Below are 15,263 nucleotides of genomic sequence, written 5' to 3' on the forward strand. Positions count from 1 at the left end.
CACCGTAGAATGACTGGTGCGGCCAGGCCGCAAACCTTGTTTGTCCGAGGTTTCCTATCCCATCAGAGAAAGGCGGAGGAGACGATGAATCATCAGAAAAAGATGCTGGCGTTGGCGCTAGCCTGCTATGCTGTTTTGCCCGTGTCGGCTGAAATCCTGGCCATGGTCAATTACGAAAGCAAGTCGCCGGAATCGTTGAAGTCATTGAAAAGCCCCGTCGCGCCACCCTCGCGCAAGGAGGGCATCGCCATCATCGATGTCGACCCCGAATCGAAAAATTTCGGCAAGATCATGCGCGACATTCCGCTGCCGCCGGATCTGGTGGCGCACCACATTTTTTATAACCACGACATGAGCAAGGCCTATATCACGGCGCTGGGCAAGGCGCAGCTGCGCGTGATGGACATGCACCACAAGGACTTGCCCATCAAGGTGATCGAGGTGCCGACTTGCCAGGTGGGCGAGGACATCGTTTTTTCGGATGACCACAAGCGCTGGTATCTGAGCTGCATGGGATCGCAAGCCATGCTGGAAGGCGACGCCGTGCATGAAAAACCCGTGCGCACCATCAAATTGCCGGCGCCTTATCCGCATGGCCTGGCCGTCCATGACGGCATTGACCGGACCCTGCTCACGAGTACCATCCGGCCCAGCGACCTGGGTGACGCGGGCGAGGTGATCAGCGTGGTGGAGACCAGCACGGGCAAGGTGCTCGGTACCCACAAGCTGTCGAAAAAACCGTCGCCTTCAGGCGAAGCGCCGGTGGAAGTGCTGTTCGTCCCGGGCAGTAATCCGCCCGTCGCCTATATCGCCAACATGTATGGCGGCACCGTGTGGACGGCCACCTGGAATCCGAAAATCAAGGATTTCGAGACGGCCCAGGTGCATGACTTTGCCGAACAAAAGGCGGGCGTGCCGCTGGAACTGTATTTCAACAAAGGCGCCACCAGGCTGTATCTGACCACGGCCAAGCCCGGACATCTGCATATCTTTGATCTGACGGCTGGCATCGGCAAGCCCAGTTTGCTGAAGTCGATTCCTGCTGCCGAAGGCGCACATCACGTGGCTTTCACCAGGGATGGCCGCTATGGTTTCGTGCAGAATGCGCTGCTCAATTTGCCGGGCATGAGCGATGGTTCCATCACCGTGATCGACCTTAAAAAAGAGGCGGTGGTGGGCAGCGTGGATACCCTGAAAAACAAGGGGCTCAATCCGAACAGCATCGTGCTGCTGCCGAAATGGAATGACTTCATGGGGCACTGAGTGGCGGTTGACGCTAGAATGGGCGGGTACGGCCCGGCTTGCTGCCATGGGCCGCTTTCTTGACCGGCTTGCCCATGTTATTTATCGATTTTGCCGCTTTATCTGAATTGGCCGCCGTATCGGCCCGCGCGACGCAAGCGTGCAGCTGCTGCAGGGTGCCGCTGGACGCCTGGCAGCGGCTGCCCACCTCGCTGGAGTTGGACCGTTTCGAAGAAGTGGGCACCTTGCGCGAAGATCCGTATGAAGAGCCGAGCTTCGCCGAATACCACCCGAACGGCACGCGCTACGACAGTGCCGACGCGCCCATCGCGCCGCGCTATTTTCCCGCCAATCTGAGCCAGGTGTCGCGCTGCCTGAACTGCGGCCGCCACTACCTGCGCTATAACGAGGCCGGCGGCTATTTCACGGAATTGCGCATCCGCGCGCTGCGGCCGGAACTGCTGGCCGACGCCAAGCTATAGCCGCTGCTACAAATTTTCTTTGATGTGGGCGATCCCCAGTTCATCGTAGATCTCGTACACGGCGGTGAGGAGGTTTTCCAGTTCCGGTGTATGGTCCATATGGCGCACGCTGAACAGGATAGGTGAAAACGCATGCTTGTCGTCGAGCTTGCGGTAGGCGACGTTACGGTGATGCATGGCTTGCACGCTTTCGGGCACGATGGAAATGCCCTGGCCGGCCGCCACCAGCCCCATGGAAATCTGCAGTTCGCGCACTTCAACGACGGGACCGGGCGTGACATTGCCTTCGCTGAACATGGCCAGTACCTGGTCGGCAAAACTGGGGCGTGGCGCCTTCGGATAGACCAGCAGGGTTTCATGGATCAGGTCTGTCAGGCGCAAGCCATCCTTGCCCTCGGCTAGCCGGTGTCCTGGCGGCAGGGCGACTACCAGCCGCTCTTCGCGCAGCACGATGCGGCGGATGCTGGGGTCTTCGCTTTTCAATCGCCCGAAGCCGACGTCGATGTGTCCCTCCTTGAGCGCCTTGATCTGTTCTATCGTCGTCATCTCGTGCAAGGTGACATTGACTTCGGGATGGCGTTCGCAATAGCGGTGCACGATGTCGGGCAGGTCCCCATACAGGGTCGAGGCGACGAAGCCGATCGCCAGGGTGCGTTCCAGCTTGCCTACACGCTGCGTCATGGCCTTGAGGTCCTGCACCTGGGCCAGCAGCGGGCGCGCATGGGCCAGGAAAAACGTGCCCGCTTCCGTGAGCCGCAAGGGCCGCGAGCCCTTTTCAATCAGCGCTACGCCCAGCATTTCTTCCAGTTGCTGCATCTGCCGGCTGAGCGGCGGCTGCGCGATATGCAGGCGTTCGGCGGCCCGCGTGAAGTTCCTTTCTTCCGCCACCGCCACGAAGTAGCGCAAATGCCGCAATTCCATCTTCATACCTTTCAGGTATAGGTTTCATACCAACTTGGTGTTGGACGCCAGCCTGTTCCGGGAATATCTTGGCATCACTGCCTGAAATTATACGGAATAAATATGATTCAACATATCGTGACTTACCTTGTCGATGTGCCTACCATCCGCCCGCACAAGCTGTCTGTCGCCACCATGCATACCCAGACCCTGGTGCTGGTGCAGCTGCAGTGCGCCGATGGCATCGTCGGCTGGGGCGAAGCGACCACCATCGGCGGCTTGAGCTACGGCGAGGAAAGCCCGGAAAGCATCAAGACCAATATCGACACCCATATCGCGCCGCTGCTGGTTGGCATGGAAGCGAGCCAGGTCGCCAGGGCGATGGCCAAGGTGCGCAAGGTCATCCAGGGCAACCGCTTCGCCAAGTGTGCGATTGAAACCGCGCTGCTCGACGCGCAGGCGCGCCGTTTGAACGTGCCGCTGTCGGAATTGCTGGGCGGGAGGGTGCGCGATGCGCTGCCGGTGGCGTGGACCTTGGCCAGCGGCGACACGCAGCGCGATATCGCCGAAGCGGAAAAAATGCTGGACCTGCGCCGCCACCGCATCTTCAAGCTGAAGATCGGCTTGCGCGAAGTGATGGACGATGTGGCCCATGTGCTGGAGATCAAGCGCGCGCTGGGCGAGCGCGCCAGCGTGCGCGTCGATGTGAACCAGGCCTGGAGCGAGATGGACGCGGTGCGCGGCATCGCCGCGCTGGAAGCCGGTGGCGTGGACTTGATCGAACAACCGGTCAAGGCCAGCAACCGCGCCGCGCTGGCGCGCCTGACGCAGCGTTTCGACGTCGCCATCATGGCCGATGAAGCGCTGCATGGTCCCGACGATGCGCTGGCGCTGGCGCGCGGCGATTGCGCCGACGTGTACGCCGTCAAGATCACGCAGTCGGGCGGCTTGATGCCCGCGCTGGAAGTGGCGACGGTGGCGCGCCTGGCCGGCATCGGCCTGTACGGCGGCACCATGCTTGAAGGCGGCGTCGGTACCGCCGCTACCGCCCACCTGTGTTCCACCTTTGCCGAACTGGCCTGGGGCACCGAATTGTTCGGTCCTTTGCTGCTGACGCAGGAAGTCTTGCGCGAGCCGCTGGTGTACCGCGACTTTATGCTGCAAGTGCCGACCGGCCCTGGCCTGGGCGTGGACATCGATACCGATAAGCTGCGTTCCATGCAGCGTCAATAAAGGAGAGAACCATGTTATTCCATGTACGTATGAACGTGAACCTGCCCTTGACCATGCCGGCGGAGCAATCGGCACAATTGAAGCGCACGGAAAAAGAACTGTCCCAGCGCCTGCAGCAGGAAGGCAAATGGCGCCACCTGTGGCGCATCGCCGGGCAGTACGCGAACATCAGTGTGTTCGACGTGGCCAGCGTGGATGAATTGCATGCCTTGCTCACTTCCTTGCCGCTATTTCCCTATATGCAGATCGAAGTGATGGCCCTGTGCCGCCACCCATCGTCCGTGCGCGATGGCGATTTCTGAACAGCTCATGGAGAACAGCATGCATCACTATCTGGACCTGAGCCAGGGCGTCGCCGGAGAGGCCACGCGCCTGCATTACCGCGCCGATGGCACGCGCACGCGCCCATGCCTGGTGCTGTCGAATTCCCTGGGGACGGACCTGCACATGTGGGATGCGCAGGTGGCCGAACTGGCTTCGGCGTTTTACATCGTGCGCTACGATACGCGGGGACATGGCCGCTCCACCAGTGGCGGTGCGCCATTCTTCATCGCAGACCTGGGCCGCGACGTGATCGCGCTGCTCGATCACCTTGAAATCGCGCAGGCTGCCTTTTGCGGCATTTCCATGGGCGGCCTGACGGGCCAGTGGCTGGGCAGCGGGCATCCGCAGCGCTTTACGCAACTGGTGCTGGCCAATACAGCCGCCCGCATCGGCAGCAGCGAGGCCTGGCTGGCGCGCGCGCAGCAGGTGCGCGAAGCTGGCATGGATGTGGTGGCCGATGGCGCTGCCGGACGCTGGTTCAGCCCTGAATTCATGCGCCGCGAAGACGCTGCGGTGGCGCGCATGGTGCACAGCTTGCGTACCCAGGATGCCTATGCTTACGCAGCATGCTGCGAGGCGCTGGCGCAGGCGGACTTGCGGACCACCGCAGCGCAGATCACGGCGCCGACCCTGATCATCGCTGGTGAAACCGATCCTGTAACGACCATCGTTGACGGCCGCTGGCTGCAGCAGCAGATTGGCACTGCGCGCCTGGCCACTGTGCCGGCCTCGCACCTGTCGAATATCGAGGCGCCGCAAGCCTTTACGGCACTGCTGCGGGAGTTTTTGCTGGATTAGATTTGAGCTTGTGCCGGCATCCCCCGACATATGGCGGGAGCCACTTTTTTAAAAATAAAAATAATAAAACCAGACTTGGAGTAGAGACAGATGGAAACCAGATTAATCATTATCGCAGCGGTCATGGTGGGCTATTTCGCCATCATGTCTTACATTACCTACAGCGTGCGCAAGCATGCCAACAGCAGCGAAGGCATGACGGCAGGCGGCCGCAATTTTCCCGCCTACCTGATCGGTGCCCTGCTGCTGTCCGAATTCATCGGCAGTTCCGTCAGCATCGGCACGGCCCAGAAAGGCTATGAACTCGGTATTTCCGCCGCATGGAATCTGGTGGCGCTGTCGCTGGGCTTTTTGCTGCTGGCGATTGTGCTCGTTAAAAAATACAAGGAAAGCGGGCAGTCGACCATTTCCGGCATCCTGGCGCAAACCTATGGCGAGCCGGTACGCTATGCCGCCTCGGTGTTGACCATCGTTGCGCTGGGCATCGTCGCCGTGGCGCTGTATGCGAGCGGTGGCGCGGTGCTGGCGGCCGTCCTGCATATCAATAAAACGGTGGCGATCCTGCTGGTGGGCGCCACCACCGTGATTTATGTGAGCCTGGGCGGCATGCGCTCGGTCGTCTACACCAATTTTGCCCATTCCATCGTCAAATACCTGGGCGTGATCCTGGCGCTGGCCTATGCACTGGAAGCGACAGGCGGCATCGGTGCGCTGCAGGCGCAATTGCCGGCCACGATGTTCAACTGGGTCGAAATCGGCTGGGGCCAGATCATCGCCTGGATGATAGGCGGCATCGGCTCCATCTTCGCCACGCAGTACGTGATCCAGGCGCTGGTCAGCACCGACAATCCGGCCGTGGCCAAGCGCGCCTGCTATTACGTGTCTTCATTGATGATACCGTTCGGCCTGATGGCAGCGCTGATCGGCATGTGCAGCGCGGTGCTGTATCCGGGCATGAAATCGATCGACGCCTTCCCGACCCTGATCGCCCACATGCCGGCCTTTTCGGCCAGCGTGATGGTGGTGGGCCTGGCCGGCGCGCTGTTTGGCGGCATCTCTGCGACCACCCTGGCGTCGGCCACCCTGGCCATGAAGGACTTTTATGATCCGTGGCTGAACAAGGCGAAGAGCGATGCCAAGTCGCTGGCCTTTTTACGCATCGCCATCGTGGTGGCCGGCCTGCTGCCGCTGGTGCTGGCGCTGTATGCGGAAAAACTGCTGATGATCGCCTTCCTTGGCAAGGCCCTGCGCGCCACCCTGGCCGTGCTGGTACTGATGGCGTTTTATGCGCCGAAATTCGGCACGCCGCGCGGCGCCTTTGTTGGCGTGATCGTTTCCGTGATCGCCACCATCGGCTGGTTCCTGGCCGGTAATCCGTATGGCGTCGACAGCTCTTACCTGGCGCTGGCCGGTCCGTTGCTGACGATGGGTATCAGCCATCTTTTCAAGGACAGGCAGGCAGCTGCCATTGCTGGTAGCCGCCGTTAAAAAGCTAGACCTCAGACCAGTCCTGTCATGTAGTACACGCCGATGATGATAAACACGATCACCGTCTTGATGATGGTGATGCCGAAAATGTCGCGGTAGGACTGGCGGTGCGTCAGGCCCGTGACGGCCAGCAGGGTGATCACGGCGCCGTTGTGGGGCAGGGTATCCATGCCGCCGCTGGCCATGGCCACAATGCGGTGCATCACTTCCAGCGGAATATGGGCTTGATTAGCGGCCGCGATAAAACTGTCGGACATGGCGGCCAGTGCGATGCTCATGCCGCCCGAGGCCGAACCGGTAATGCCGGCCAGCGTGGTCACCGAGACGGCTGCGTTGACGAGCGGATCGGGCACGCTGCGCAAGGTGTTGCTGACGGCGAGAAAACCGGGCAGCGCGGCGATCACGCCACCAAAACCGTATTCCGACGCCGTATTCATGGCCGCCAGCAGCGCACCGCCCACGGCTACCTTGGTGCCTTCGGCAAAGGCGCTGCGGATGCGGCCAAAGGCGGTCAGACACACCAGCAAGATACCCAGCAGCAAGGCGCCTTCCACGGCCCAGATGCCTGTCACGGAAGCGATGGTGGTTGTCACGGGTGCATGCAGCCCCGGTAGTTCATCGGTGCCCAGCACGTGGCTGGCGCCGTACCAGTGGGGTATCAATCGGGTCAGCGCAAAGTTGGCCACGCCGACCAGTATCAAAGGCGCGACTGACAGCAGCGGATGGGGCAGGTTGCTGGCGTCGGTTTTCACCTGTTCGGCTTCGGCGCCATAGCCCTCGCCGGTCGCCATCACAGAGCGTCTGCGCCACTCCAGGAAAGCCAGGCCGAACACCACCGTCAATATGGCGCCTATCGTGCCCAGCCAGGGCGCGGCCCATCCGGTCGTGTTGAAAAAGGTGGTGGGGATGATGTTCTGGATTTGCGGCGTGCCCGGCAGCGTATCCATGGTGAACGAGAACGCGCCCAAAGCGATAGCGCCCGGCATCAAGCGCTTGGGGATATTGCTTTGCCGATAAAGCTCGGCTGCAAACGGATAGACGGCAAACACCACCACGAACAGCGACACGCCGCCATACGTCAGCGCGCCGCACACGGCAACGATCACGGCATTGGCGCGCGAACGGCCGATATAGCGAATGGCCGCCACCACGATGGCTTGCGAAAAGCCGGACAGTTCAATCAGCTTGCCGAATACCGCACCGAGCAGAAAGACGGGGAAATACAGCTTGATAAAACCCACCATCTTTTCCATGAAGATACCGCTGAACACGGCCGGTACGGCGGACGGATCGGTCAATAAAACGGCGCCCAGCGCGGCGACCGGAGCAAACAGGATCACGCTGTAGCCACGGTAAGCGGCCAGCATGAGGAAAGCCAATGCGGCAAGTACGATCAGGAAAGACATGCGACGGAGCCCTCGCTGTATGGAAGTGAAATGGGGGTGGACAGATGGAGAGGGCCAGGGGCAGAGGATGCCAGGCGACGGCCTCTGTGTCCCGGGCACAACGCGTATACACTGAGTCACATCCAAGGTGTTGTCATTAAAGCATAGGGGGAAGTGCGTTTCAATCACCGGGATCAAGCGTGCGCAAAGTTTATTTTGCAGCGGGCTGCATATCGGGCAGTCAGTTGCCGCCTGAAGCAGCGAAATCTGTCATGGTCCGACGTCGTCGCCGCCAGCTCGCAGCACCTTGCAGCAGCCCTGTTCCAGGCTCCAGCGAAATTTGATGCCGCTTTCGTACCAGATGAAATAAACCCACAGCAGCTTGTCCGGCAATGCCCTCGGCGCTCTGTTTCTGTTTGACGCCAGCACCTCGTTGACTACCTCTTGCGGTACGCGCGATTTGACGGCGACGCGTGCTGTTTGAATCGGCAACGAGCGTGACATGGCGTGCACGCCCTCACTCCATGTTTGCAGGGCTACGGGATCGGATGGCATGGGCGGGTATGGATAGGGCCACACTTTCCACTCGAACTCCACCCATTCGGGTAATTCTCGGCCATCGGGTGCTGCGCCCATGGTCTTCCCTCCTGTCATGGGATTCTTGTCAGGGCTCACGGAACCCGGAACTGGAAAAGGCGCGCCGTTCGCCGTCCTGGCGTGCAGCACATCGACTTTTTTTCCTTTGATCCCGTTGCTGAATGTCGCGACCATGCCCGGCCCATCCGCTGGTCGTAATGTTGTACAGGCGATGCATAGCGCGATGGCGGCCAGTATGGAGGCTAAAAGCTTGTACTTGCTCATGGTTCGTCCCATCCGATATCGAGATTGTTAATCCTGCTGCACGCGTGCAGGGTGCGATGTCTGAAATCATTTGCGCCAGCCATGCGCGTTGTTATGGGATCTGTTGATGCGTCAATCAGCACCACCGGTTGGCGATAGCGCCGCGGCGGAATAATGGGGGCAATGGCTCGGTCCGATGGCCATAATCGTTAGTGTGACTCGCTGTCCGGCCACTTGCCGAAGCGCTTGCGATTGTCGCGGGCATGGGCTGAGGATTGCTCGTCTAGCGCCGTATAAAGCCTGTCGGCACCGCTTACTTCGTTATTTTCAATGACAACGTTCGGGCTGTTAATCAGCAGAATCGCTTCCTTGGCATTGAACAGTCCTTCGATGGTGATTTTGTTGCCACGAATGATTAAACCCGGTGCATCGCGTATCCAGATGGCAGCGTATTCTGAATAGTAGGAACCGATATTTAAACGAGCCGGTGGTTGGTATGGTTCGGAAGGCCTGGGCCTTGAGCGTTTGATGACGATGTCATTGTCGATCAACTGATTGTTTGCGCCGAACAGCGCGATGGCTTCATGACCTTCGACTTCGATGTGGCAGTGACGGATGATGTTGTTGCGGCCGATCAGATAGGCAGCCAAACCACCGCTTTTGATGGTGAGATTCTCCAGCAGGATATTGGTGTCGCCGAACTCCCGGAAGTTGGGGCCGTACCAGTCAATTGCCATATTTACTTGATGAGGACCAGGGCGATAATTATGACTCTCCCCACTATATTGCCATCCCGTCATAGATATGCCGATACCACCTACATCAATAGTGCCATTTTTAAATGAGTAATGACGATTTTTTGGCTTTTGTAAAATCCCCCATACACCTGCACCGATAGCTGTACTAGCCCGATTCGAGCGCAGTGCGTGGCCCTTCAAGTCCAATGTAATGTCGCTACCCTCTAACTCCACAAGTGAGCCTGAGCCGCCCGGTTCTCCCAGAAACTTTCCTAATAGACCTACATGGCGCACTATATCCAGTTCCAACAAGAAGCAAGCCGGACCACTTAAGGCGAGATTTTCTCCGTTGTGAAAGATACTAAATCCTGGGGGTATGGGACTGCGTTGGGGAAAGACAAACGAGAGCTTAGCTGGTTCCCTGAATTCCTTGGCTCCTTCTGGGAGCGTAACATGAAAGCATGGCTGCGCTTGCGCGCAGTCTAATATCAACCATAGCATCGAAAGACAAGAAAAAAATAGTGTGTTCATTGTTTTTCTTTCTTTGAAAATTATCTAGGAAGGATCGTACCTCTATATAGTTTCTGGTCCAAAGCGGTACCGTACTTGTCATGCAAGTATTCCGTCCTATTGTCAGAGGCACTTCTAGTGTTAAATGATTGTTTCCCTTTTTGAGTAATGTCGATGTTTGTGTAACCATGCGTCTGAAGGGCTGCTTGAAGCAGCCTGATTTTGTTCGGATAGCCTGTTTGATGCTCTTCAGTTGTGTTTCCGCTTGCCTCACTCTCATGGATAGCGTTGAAAGTTCTTAAGGTCTCTTCTATTCCATCGAAACTTGCTGCCTTGCTGGAGTCTCCCCACGCCGCGAGTTTTGCGAACACTTCCCTCTCTGCCTCCAGCGTACGGTCTTCGTTGCTGTTCCAGTTGAAATGCCCATTTCCTGGCGGCCACGATCTGTGGTTGTAAGTGTAGTCAGGATTGCTGCCGTAATTGCCATGGCCGAGTCCGACGCGGAGTGCGAATGGCATATCATTCGAGTCGCGGTGTGAAAAAGTGTCTTCGAAAGCATGCAGATATTCGCCGAAAAATTGCAGTTGCGTGCAGCGTATATTGCTCAGGTCATGTACGTAACCAGCCACTGTGATCGCCGCGTTCAAGTGTAGTAACTGAGGACTTTCCGGAAGGTTGCCGTAGGAAAAATTGGCTGGCGGCGCCCCATAGCTGGTGACGCCACCCATTACCAGGCCGGTCTCTTCATCGATGCTCGAAGGCACCATGGTGAAGTGGTAGCTCAGGAGGCGTGCCCGGTGTGCATCGCTCAGGCCGCTGGACAGATTGAGCGGCCTGGTGTCTGGATTGTCGTCGATAAACTGCGTTGCCAAGGCGATGAGCCGAGCCTCTTCTGGATTGACGCCGGCAGCCACCGCCAGGAAGAAGGTCATGTAGTAGTGGATGTCACTTTGGTACAGCCCCAGCGGATCGATGTTGGTCAGTGGATTGTTCGATACGTAGGCATAGGGATTGCCTGCGCTACCGGCGCCCATCGGGTCAGGGGTCAGGTAGCGTCCGAGCATGGGGTCGTAGTCACGCAAGTAGTTGTAATGCAGGCCGGTTACGGCGTCGTGGACTTGCCCGGGCAGGCGTAGCGGCATGTCGAATGGTTTGCCATTGCTGGCGATACTCGCGCGTATCACGTGGGCCTGGCCAAACGCGGCCGTGACGGCTTGCCATACTGGCTGCTGCTGCTGATCCAGGACTTGCTGTGGCGTGCCCAGGTGGTCGGTGACGATGGCGTAAAGGTGGGCTACGCTATCGCTGGCGTTACGCTCGTCGCGCCTGGTGATGCTCTTCCACAGACTGTGCATCACGGCGGTATTTTCTGTCATGTCGATTTTAGCCACGGGCTTGCCGTACAGATAGATATAGTGAGCGGTGATATGCCCCCGGCTATCCGTCTCTGCCGCCAGGCGTTGCTCGCGATACAGGGTGTAGCTGGTCTGGCCTGGTGCTGCAGCCTCGGCGAGCGAGACCGGTATCAGCGCCGGCCGTGGCGGATAGAGTGTTTTGGCGATGCGCTCGCCCTGGTTGTTGTAGTGGTAGCGGGCAATGAGCCTGCTGTTGTCGTAAATGGCGACGGGGCGCTTGTCGCTGTTGTAGACGGTGCGCCGCTGGCGCATGTCGCTCATGTTGTTGCCGTTCGCTTGCCACTGTAGTTGCGCCAGCGGCAGGCCGGTCGGATGGTAGAACCAGACGCCGCGTACGAAAGGTGGCGCGTTACCGTCGGCATTGGCCTGCGTCGTGGCGAGCAGCCAGTTGCCGCCTCGCGCATAGTTGAAATTGAGGTCGAGTCTGCGTTGGCCCGGTACTTCCGGACGACCTGTTGCCAGTGCCACTACTGCGGGTACGGATTCGGTGAGACGGTTACCAGCCAGATCGTAGCGGAAAGAGGTGTTTTCGCCCGTGTCGGGGACGATGCCTGTCAGCCGGTCCAGCCGGTCGTAGACATAGTTTTCACGCTGTGGCGTAGACGGCGTTCTTGCATCGGGCGCTGCCAGTTGGCGCTCAATCCGGACTAGCCTGCCAGCTTCGTCATAGCGATTGACCTGGCGGTATAGCGGTGGCGTGTTGATGCTGCCACCGGGTGAGAGCCAGGCGGCAATGTGGCGCCACCAGCCCATTTCCGCTCCACTGGCGCCGGAGAGTGTGCGTAGTTGTTCGATGCGGCCGCGCTGGTCCAGCAAGATTTGCTGGCGTGCGCCGTTGCTCATGGTGTAGCCCGTCAGTCCTCCTGTGCCGGTGCACTCGATGTCGCCAACGACGATGTGTTCGTCGAACAGGATGGCTTCTAGCTGGCCGGGACGATGGTGCGCATTCTTTTCTTGCCTGGCGTCGTCAACGGGAGTGAAACGATAACGCAGGCTATGACCGTCTGGCAGCGTCTGATGGACGAGGCGGCCGGCTTCGTCATATTCATGGTGCGTGACAAACAGCAGCCCTTTCGTGGTGGTGTTTGTACCAGCATCGCCGTGTGGGCCGACCTCGGCGAGCCAGCGCGTTTCGCGTATCAACAGGCCCATCGCGTCGTACTGATAGTCGAGACGCTCTGTAGCATGGGCGAGATCGCCGTCGGTGGTGCTGATCATGCCTGCGAGCTGGCTGCCGCGATACCGGTATTGCAGCAGATTGGCTATCCGGTCCTTGCCCACGGCCAGCAACCTTCCGGCATGGTCATAGGTGTAGCGTGTGGCCGACAATGTTTCGTCGATGCGCGCCAGCAGCCGGCCAGCCGGGTCGTAGCGGAAGAGCGTGACGCCACGGTCCGGGTCCGCTTCGAATACCTTGCGGCCGAAGTCGTCGTAGCGGCGCAAGGTATCAACGCCGTTGGCGGCGGTAAGCCGGGTGGCCCGGCCGGCATTGTCGTAAGCCAGGCGCAACACGGCGATCTCGGCGCTGCCGGCCGCATCGGTGCGGCTGGTCAGCCTCCCTTCCGCGTCATGGTCGAACACGGTAGTGGTGCCGAGCGCATTGGCGATGGCGGTGACTTGCCCGATATCGTTGTAGCGGTAACTCTTGAGCTGGCCCAGGGTATCGGCTATTCCCGTCAGCTGGCCGGGTTTGTCCACCTCGCGGTCATAGTCGAAACGTGTCGTTGACAGCGCTTGCCCCAGACCAGCTTGCATGTCGTCGTAGCGCGTGACGTTGGCGGTGCGATCCTCCGTATCATGGTTAATCGCGATACCGCTACCATCCGGCAGGGTGATGCGGCTGACGCGCCCGGCCTGGTCGTATTCGAAGGTGCTGCGCAGCTTGCCCGGTCGCGTTACCGTTTGGAGTTGGCCGTCGGCATCGTAGTCATAGTGCAGTTGCCGATGCATCGTACCCGCCGTCAGATCAATGTCTTGTGGCAGGCCGCGCCAGTTGCTGTGTACGCTGGCAATCCTCACCATGTCGCCATTCGTGAGGCGCAATTTGCTTGGCCGCAGTGCCTGGTCCCGTTCCAGCACTTCGGTGATGAGGTTGCCCGGAGCGATGATGCGGGTGAGTAATCCCTTGCGTTGATTCCGTTCATCATATCCCGCCAGTGTGCCTGCCCTTGCCGCGACCTTGCCGCTGCTATCGTTGCCGTTATCGGTGCGCCCGTCGTATTCGAGCACGGTGACGTCCGAGTCGAGCGGGCTGTTGGTCTTGCCGTTGGGCAGGGGGCCGTCGATGCGGGTCAGCAGGCTGCGGCCGTTGATGGTGGCGTAGCGGTAGCTGGTGTTGCGGCTGAGTGGCGCCGCGGCCTGCTTGCCGTCATAGCTGGGAATCCAGCCCAGTTCGGTGACGTTCAGCGGCTGGCCGGCCTGGTTGTAGACGATGCGGGTTTGCCGTTCCTTGCCCGGCACCACGCTGGGCCGCGCGATCAGGCCAGGCGCGCGGCTGTCGCCAGGGTATTCCAGCCGCAAGCGCCATTGCACCGGGCCCGGTTTGCCGTGCTGGTAGTCGACCTTGCCAACCCTGCTTGTGCGGCCCAGCTGGTCCAGTTCGCGCCGGACGGCGCTCAGCGCTTCGCCGCTGGCGTTCAGTGTGATGGTTTCCAGCAGTTGTCCCAGCTTGTCGTAGTCGTAACGTACATTGCTTTCGCCGCAGGTAGCGCAGCCGGCGCCGCGCACTTCCAGCAGGCGCTGCGCGCCGCCGACGATGGCGTGGCGGTAGACGGTGCGCTGGCCCAGGCTGTTGGTCAGCACGGTCTTGCCGCCAGCACTGGTGTCGAGCGTAACCTTGCCGACGCCGTTGGCGTGGGTGCTGAGGTTCGCCTTGCCGTTATTGTCGTAGCCGTAGGTGGCGTAGCGCCTGGTGACGGGTTTGCCGTCGGCGCCGCTGGTCTCGATGCTGATGCCGGTCAGCAGCCAGGGGAAGCGCGGGTCTTCGTGATGGTAGACGCGGCTGACGAGCGGCTGTGCCTTGTGGTTGGCGTCACCGTCGCCGCTGGCCGGCAGGCGGACCCGCAGCAGATTGGCCCACAGGATGCGCGTGTCGAATGGCACGGCGCCCAGAGGCGCAGCGCCGCCGTATTCGTAGCCATAGCTGCCGACCGGACTGTCGATGGTTTGCACGCCATTGAAGCGCGCGTTCGCCCTGGCGCTGGCCCGGCCGAGATAGCCCAGGTACAGGCTGCGGCCCTGCGGATCGGTCACCTTGATCAATACATTACCGGGATCATAGAGCAGGGTGAGCGCTTCGCCGCTGGCGGCTGTGATGCGGTCGAGCTTGCCGGCTGTGTTGAAGTGCAGGCGGCGGCCGTCGGGCAAGGCCCAGGTGTAGTCGGTCGCCCCGTTTGCTTGTGGCGCCAGCGTCATGCGCCCGTTGGCCGGCAGCGCCGTACTGCACAGGCCTGGATGGGCCGGGTCGCGGTCGAAGATGATGCGCACGCCATCTGCTTGCAGAATCTGGATCTTGCCGAATTTGTCGAGCAGTTCCGTTTCATACGACAGCTTCCATTCGCGCCCCATCGGGCCGTTGGGCGCACCAGGTTGGCTGTAGGCGCTGTTGTAGTGGCGTACGATTTCCAGGCCCAGCACGCCGGGCAGCGCGGGCATGTCTTCTTCGCGCTGGTATTTGTTGCCGGTGATGACGTTGATCGGATTGCCGGCGCTGGCGCCCGGGCCGCCGCCTTCGACGCCGGCGACCGCGCCGGTACAGGCGGCAGGTGGCCCGCCCGGTTCGGGGCCGCAGGCGCTGGCGGCGCCGGACAGGATGAGGCAGCAGAAAACCACAAGGCGGCCTGCCGCGAGGATGCAGGGCCGGCGCCGCACTTGCCATGCGTGCTCATGTTGGAGTGCATTCTTCATCAA

At 60.2% G+C, this 15,263-nt stretch carries 11 protein-coding genes; 6 read left to right on the forward strand and 5 right to left on the reverse strand.

Annotated elements, in window-relative coordinates; genetic code table 11:
- Positions 1-84 precede the first annotated feature (84 nt).
- Both HDE72_RS05515 and HDE72_RS05520 read left to right on the forward strand, forming a co-directional pair.
- Complete coding sequence (locus HDE72_RS05515) at positions 85-1,263, forward strand: YncE family protein (RefSeq protein ID WP_221291177.1); 1,179 nt, start codon at positions 85-87, stop codon at positions 1,261-1,263.
- Positions 1,264-1,337: 74 nt separating this feature from the next.
- A complete protein-coding gene (locus HDE72_RS05520; RefSeq protein WP_183737766.1) occupies positions 1,338-1,724 on the forward strand; it encodes a hypothetical protein in 387 nt (128 codons plus the stop codon).
- 6 nt (positions 1,725-1,730) lie between these two features.
- Here the strand turns inward: HDE72_RS05520 and HDE72_RS05525 are convergent, their stop codons facing one another.
- Positions 1,731-2,645, reverse strand: a complete 915-nt coding sequence (locus tag HDE72_RS05525) for a LysR family transcriptional regulator (RefSeq protein WP_183737768.1) — start codon at positions 2,643-2,645, stop codon at positions 1,731-1,733.
- 102 nt (positions 2,646-2,747) lie between these two features.
- On the opposite strand from HDE72_RS05525, the gene HDE72_RS05530 reads away from it, so the two are divergent.
- The 4 genes from HDE72_RS05530 (at position 2,748) to HDE72_RS05545 (ending at position 6,467) form a co-directional block, all read left to right on the forward strand.
- Positions 2,748-3,857: a muconate/chloromuconate family cycloisomerase gene (locus HDE72_RS05530; protein ID WP_183737770.1), complete on the forward strand. Its 1,110-nt coding sequence runs from the start codon at positions 2,748-2,750 to the stop codon at positions 3,855-3,857.
- 11 nt (positions 3,858-3,868) lie between these two features.
- A complete protein-coding gene (gene catC, locus HDE72_RS05535) occupies positions 3,869-4,159 on the forward strand; it encodes a muconolactone Delta-isomerase (protein WP_183737772.1) in 291 nt (96 codons plus the stop codon).
- Positions 4,160-4,178: 19 nt separating this feature from the next.
- The gene (pcaD, locus tag HDE72_RS05540; protein ID WP_183737774.1) at positions 4,179-4,979 is read left to right on the forward strand and encodes a 3-oxoadipate enol-lactonase; all 801 of its coding nucleotides are present in this window, start codon (positions 4,179-4,181) and stop codon (positions 4,977-4,979) included.
- 90 nt (positions 4,980-5,069) lie between these two features.
- Positions 5,070-6,467: a sodium:solute symporter family protein gene (locus tag HDE72_RS05545; RefSeq protein WP_183737776.1), complete on the forward strand. Its 1,398-nt coding sequence runs from the start codon at positions 5,070-5,072 to the stop codon at positions 6,465-6,467.
- An 11-nt stretch (positions 6,468-6,478) separates the two neighbouring features.
- Here HDE72_RS05545 and HDE72_RS05550 read toward each other — a convergent pair whose 3' ends face one another.
- The 4 genes from HDE72_RS05550 to HDE72_RS05565 form a co-directional block, all read right to left on the reverse strand.
- Positions 6,479-7,873, reverse strand: a complete 1,395-nt coding sequence (locus HDE72_RS05550) for a GntP family permease (RefSeq protein ID WP_183737778.1) — start codon at positions 7,871-7,873, stop codon at positions 6,479-6,481.
- Positions 7,874-8,122: 249 nt separating this feature from the next.
- Positions 8,123-8,713, reverse strand: a complete 591-nt coding sequence (locus tag HDE72_RS05555; protein WP_183737780.1) for a hypothetical protein — start codon at positions 8,711-8,713, stop codon at positions 8,123-8,125.
- A 188-nt stretch (positions 8,714-8,901) separates the two neighbouring features.
- The gene (locus tag HDE72_RS05560; protein ID WP_183737782.1) at positions 8,902-9,960 is read right to left on the reverse strand and encodes a right-handed parallel beta-helix repeat-containing protein; all 1,059 of its coding nucleotides are present in this window, start codon (positions 9,958-9,960) and stop codon (positions 8,902-8,904) included.
- A gap of 20 nt (positions 9,961-9,980) precedes the next feature.
- Positions 9,981-15,260: a DUF6765 family protein gene (locus tag HDE72_RS05565; RefSeq protein WP_183737784.1), complete on the reverse strand. Its 5,280-nt coding sequence runs from the start codon at positions 15,258-15,260 to the stop codon at positions 9,981-9,983.
- Between the last annotated feature and the right edge of the window lie 3 nt (positions 15,261-15,263).

Source organism: Janthinobacterium saanense (assembly GCF_014200675.1).
Taxonomy (GTDB): Bacteria; Pseudomonadota; Gammaproteobacteria; order Burkholderiales; family Burkholderiaceae_D; genus Janthinobacterium.

What these genes read in the sequence shown, in the direction of transcription:
- HDE72_RS05520 (WP_183737766.1), top strand. Translation starts at nt 1,338, where the DNA reads ATGTTATTTATCGATTTTGCCGCTTTATCTGAATTGGCCGCCGTATCG.
- HDE72_RS05530 (WP_183737770.1), top strand. Translation starts at nt 2,748, where the DNA reads ATGATTCAACATATCGTGACTTACCTTGTCGATGTGCCTACCATCCGC.
- HDE72_RS05565 (WP_183737784.1), bottom strand. Translation starts at nt 15,260, where the DNA reads ATGAAGAATGCACTCCAACATGAGCACGCATGGCAAGTGCGGCGCCGG.
- HDE72_RS05545 (WP_183737776.1), top strand. Translation starts at nt 5,070, where the DNA reads ATGGAAACCAGATTAATCATTATCGCAGCGGTCATGGTGGGCTATTTC.
- HDE72_RS05560 (WP_183737782.1), bottom strand. Translation starts at nt 9,960, where the DNA reads ATGAACACACTATTTTTTTCTTGTCTTTCGATGCTATGGTTGATATTA.
- HDE72_RS05525 (WP_183737768.1), bottom strand. Translation starts at nt 2,645, where the DNA reads ATGGAATTGCGGCATTTGCGCTACTTCGTGGCGGTGGCGGAAGAAAGG.
- HDE72_RS05515 (WP_221291177.1), top strand. Translation starts at nt 85, where the DNA reads ATGAATCATCAGAAAAAGATGCTGGCGTTGGCGCTAGCCTGCTATGCT.
- HDE72_RS05555 (WP_183737780.1), bottom strand. Translation starts at nt 8,713, where the DNA reads ATGAGCAAGTACAAGCTTTTAGCCTCCATACTGGCCGCCATCGCGCTA.
- catC (WP_183737772.1), top strand. Translation starts at nt 3,869, where the DNA reads ATGTTATTCCATGTACGTATGAACGTGAACCTGCCCTTGACCATGCCG.
- HDE72_RS05550 (WP_183737778.1), bottom strand. Translation starts at nt 7,873, where the DNA reads ATGTCTTTCCTGATCGTACTTGCCGCATTGGCTTTCCTCATGCTGGCC.
- pcaD (WP_183737774.1), top strand. Translation starts at nt 4,179, where the DNA reads ATGCATCACTATCTGGACCTGAGCCAGGGCGTCGCCGGAGAGGCCACG.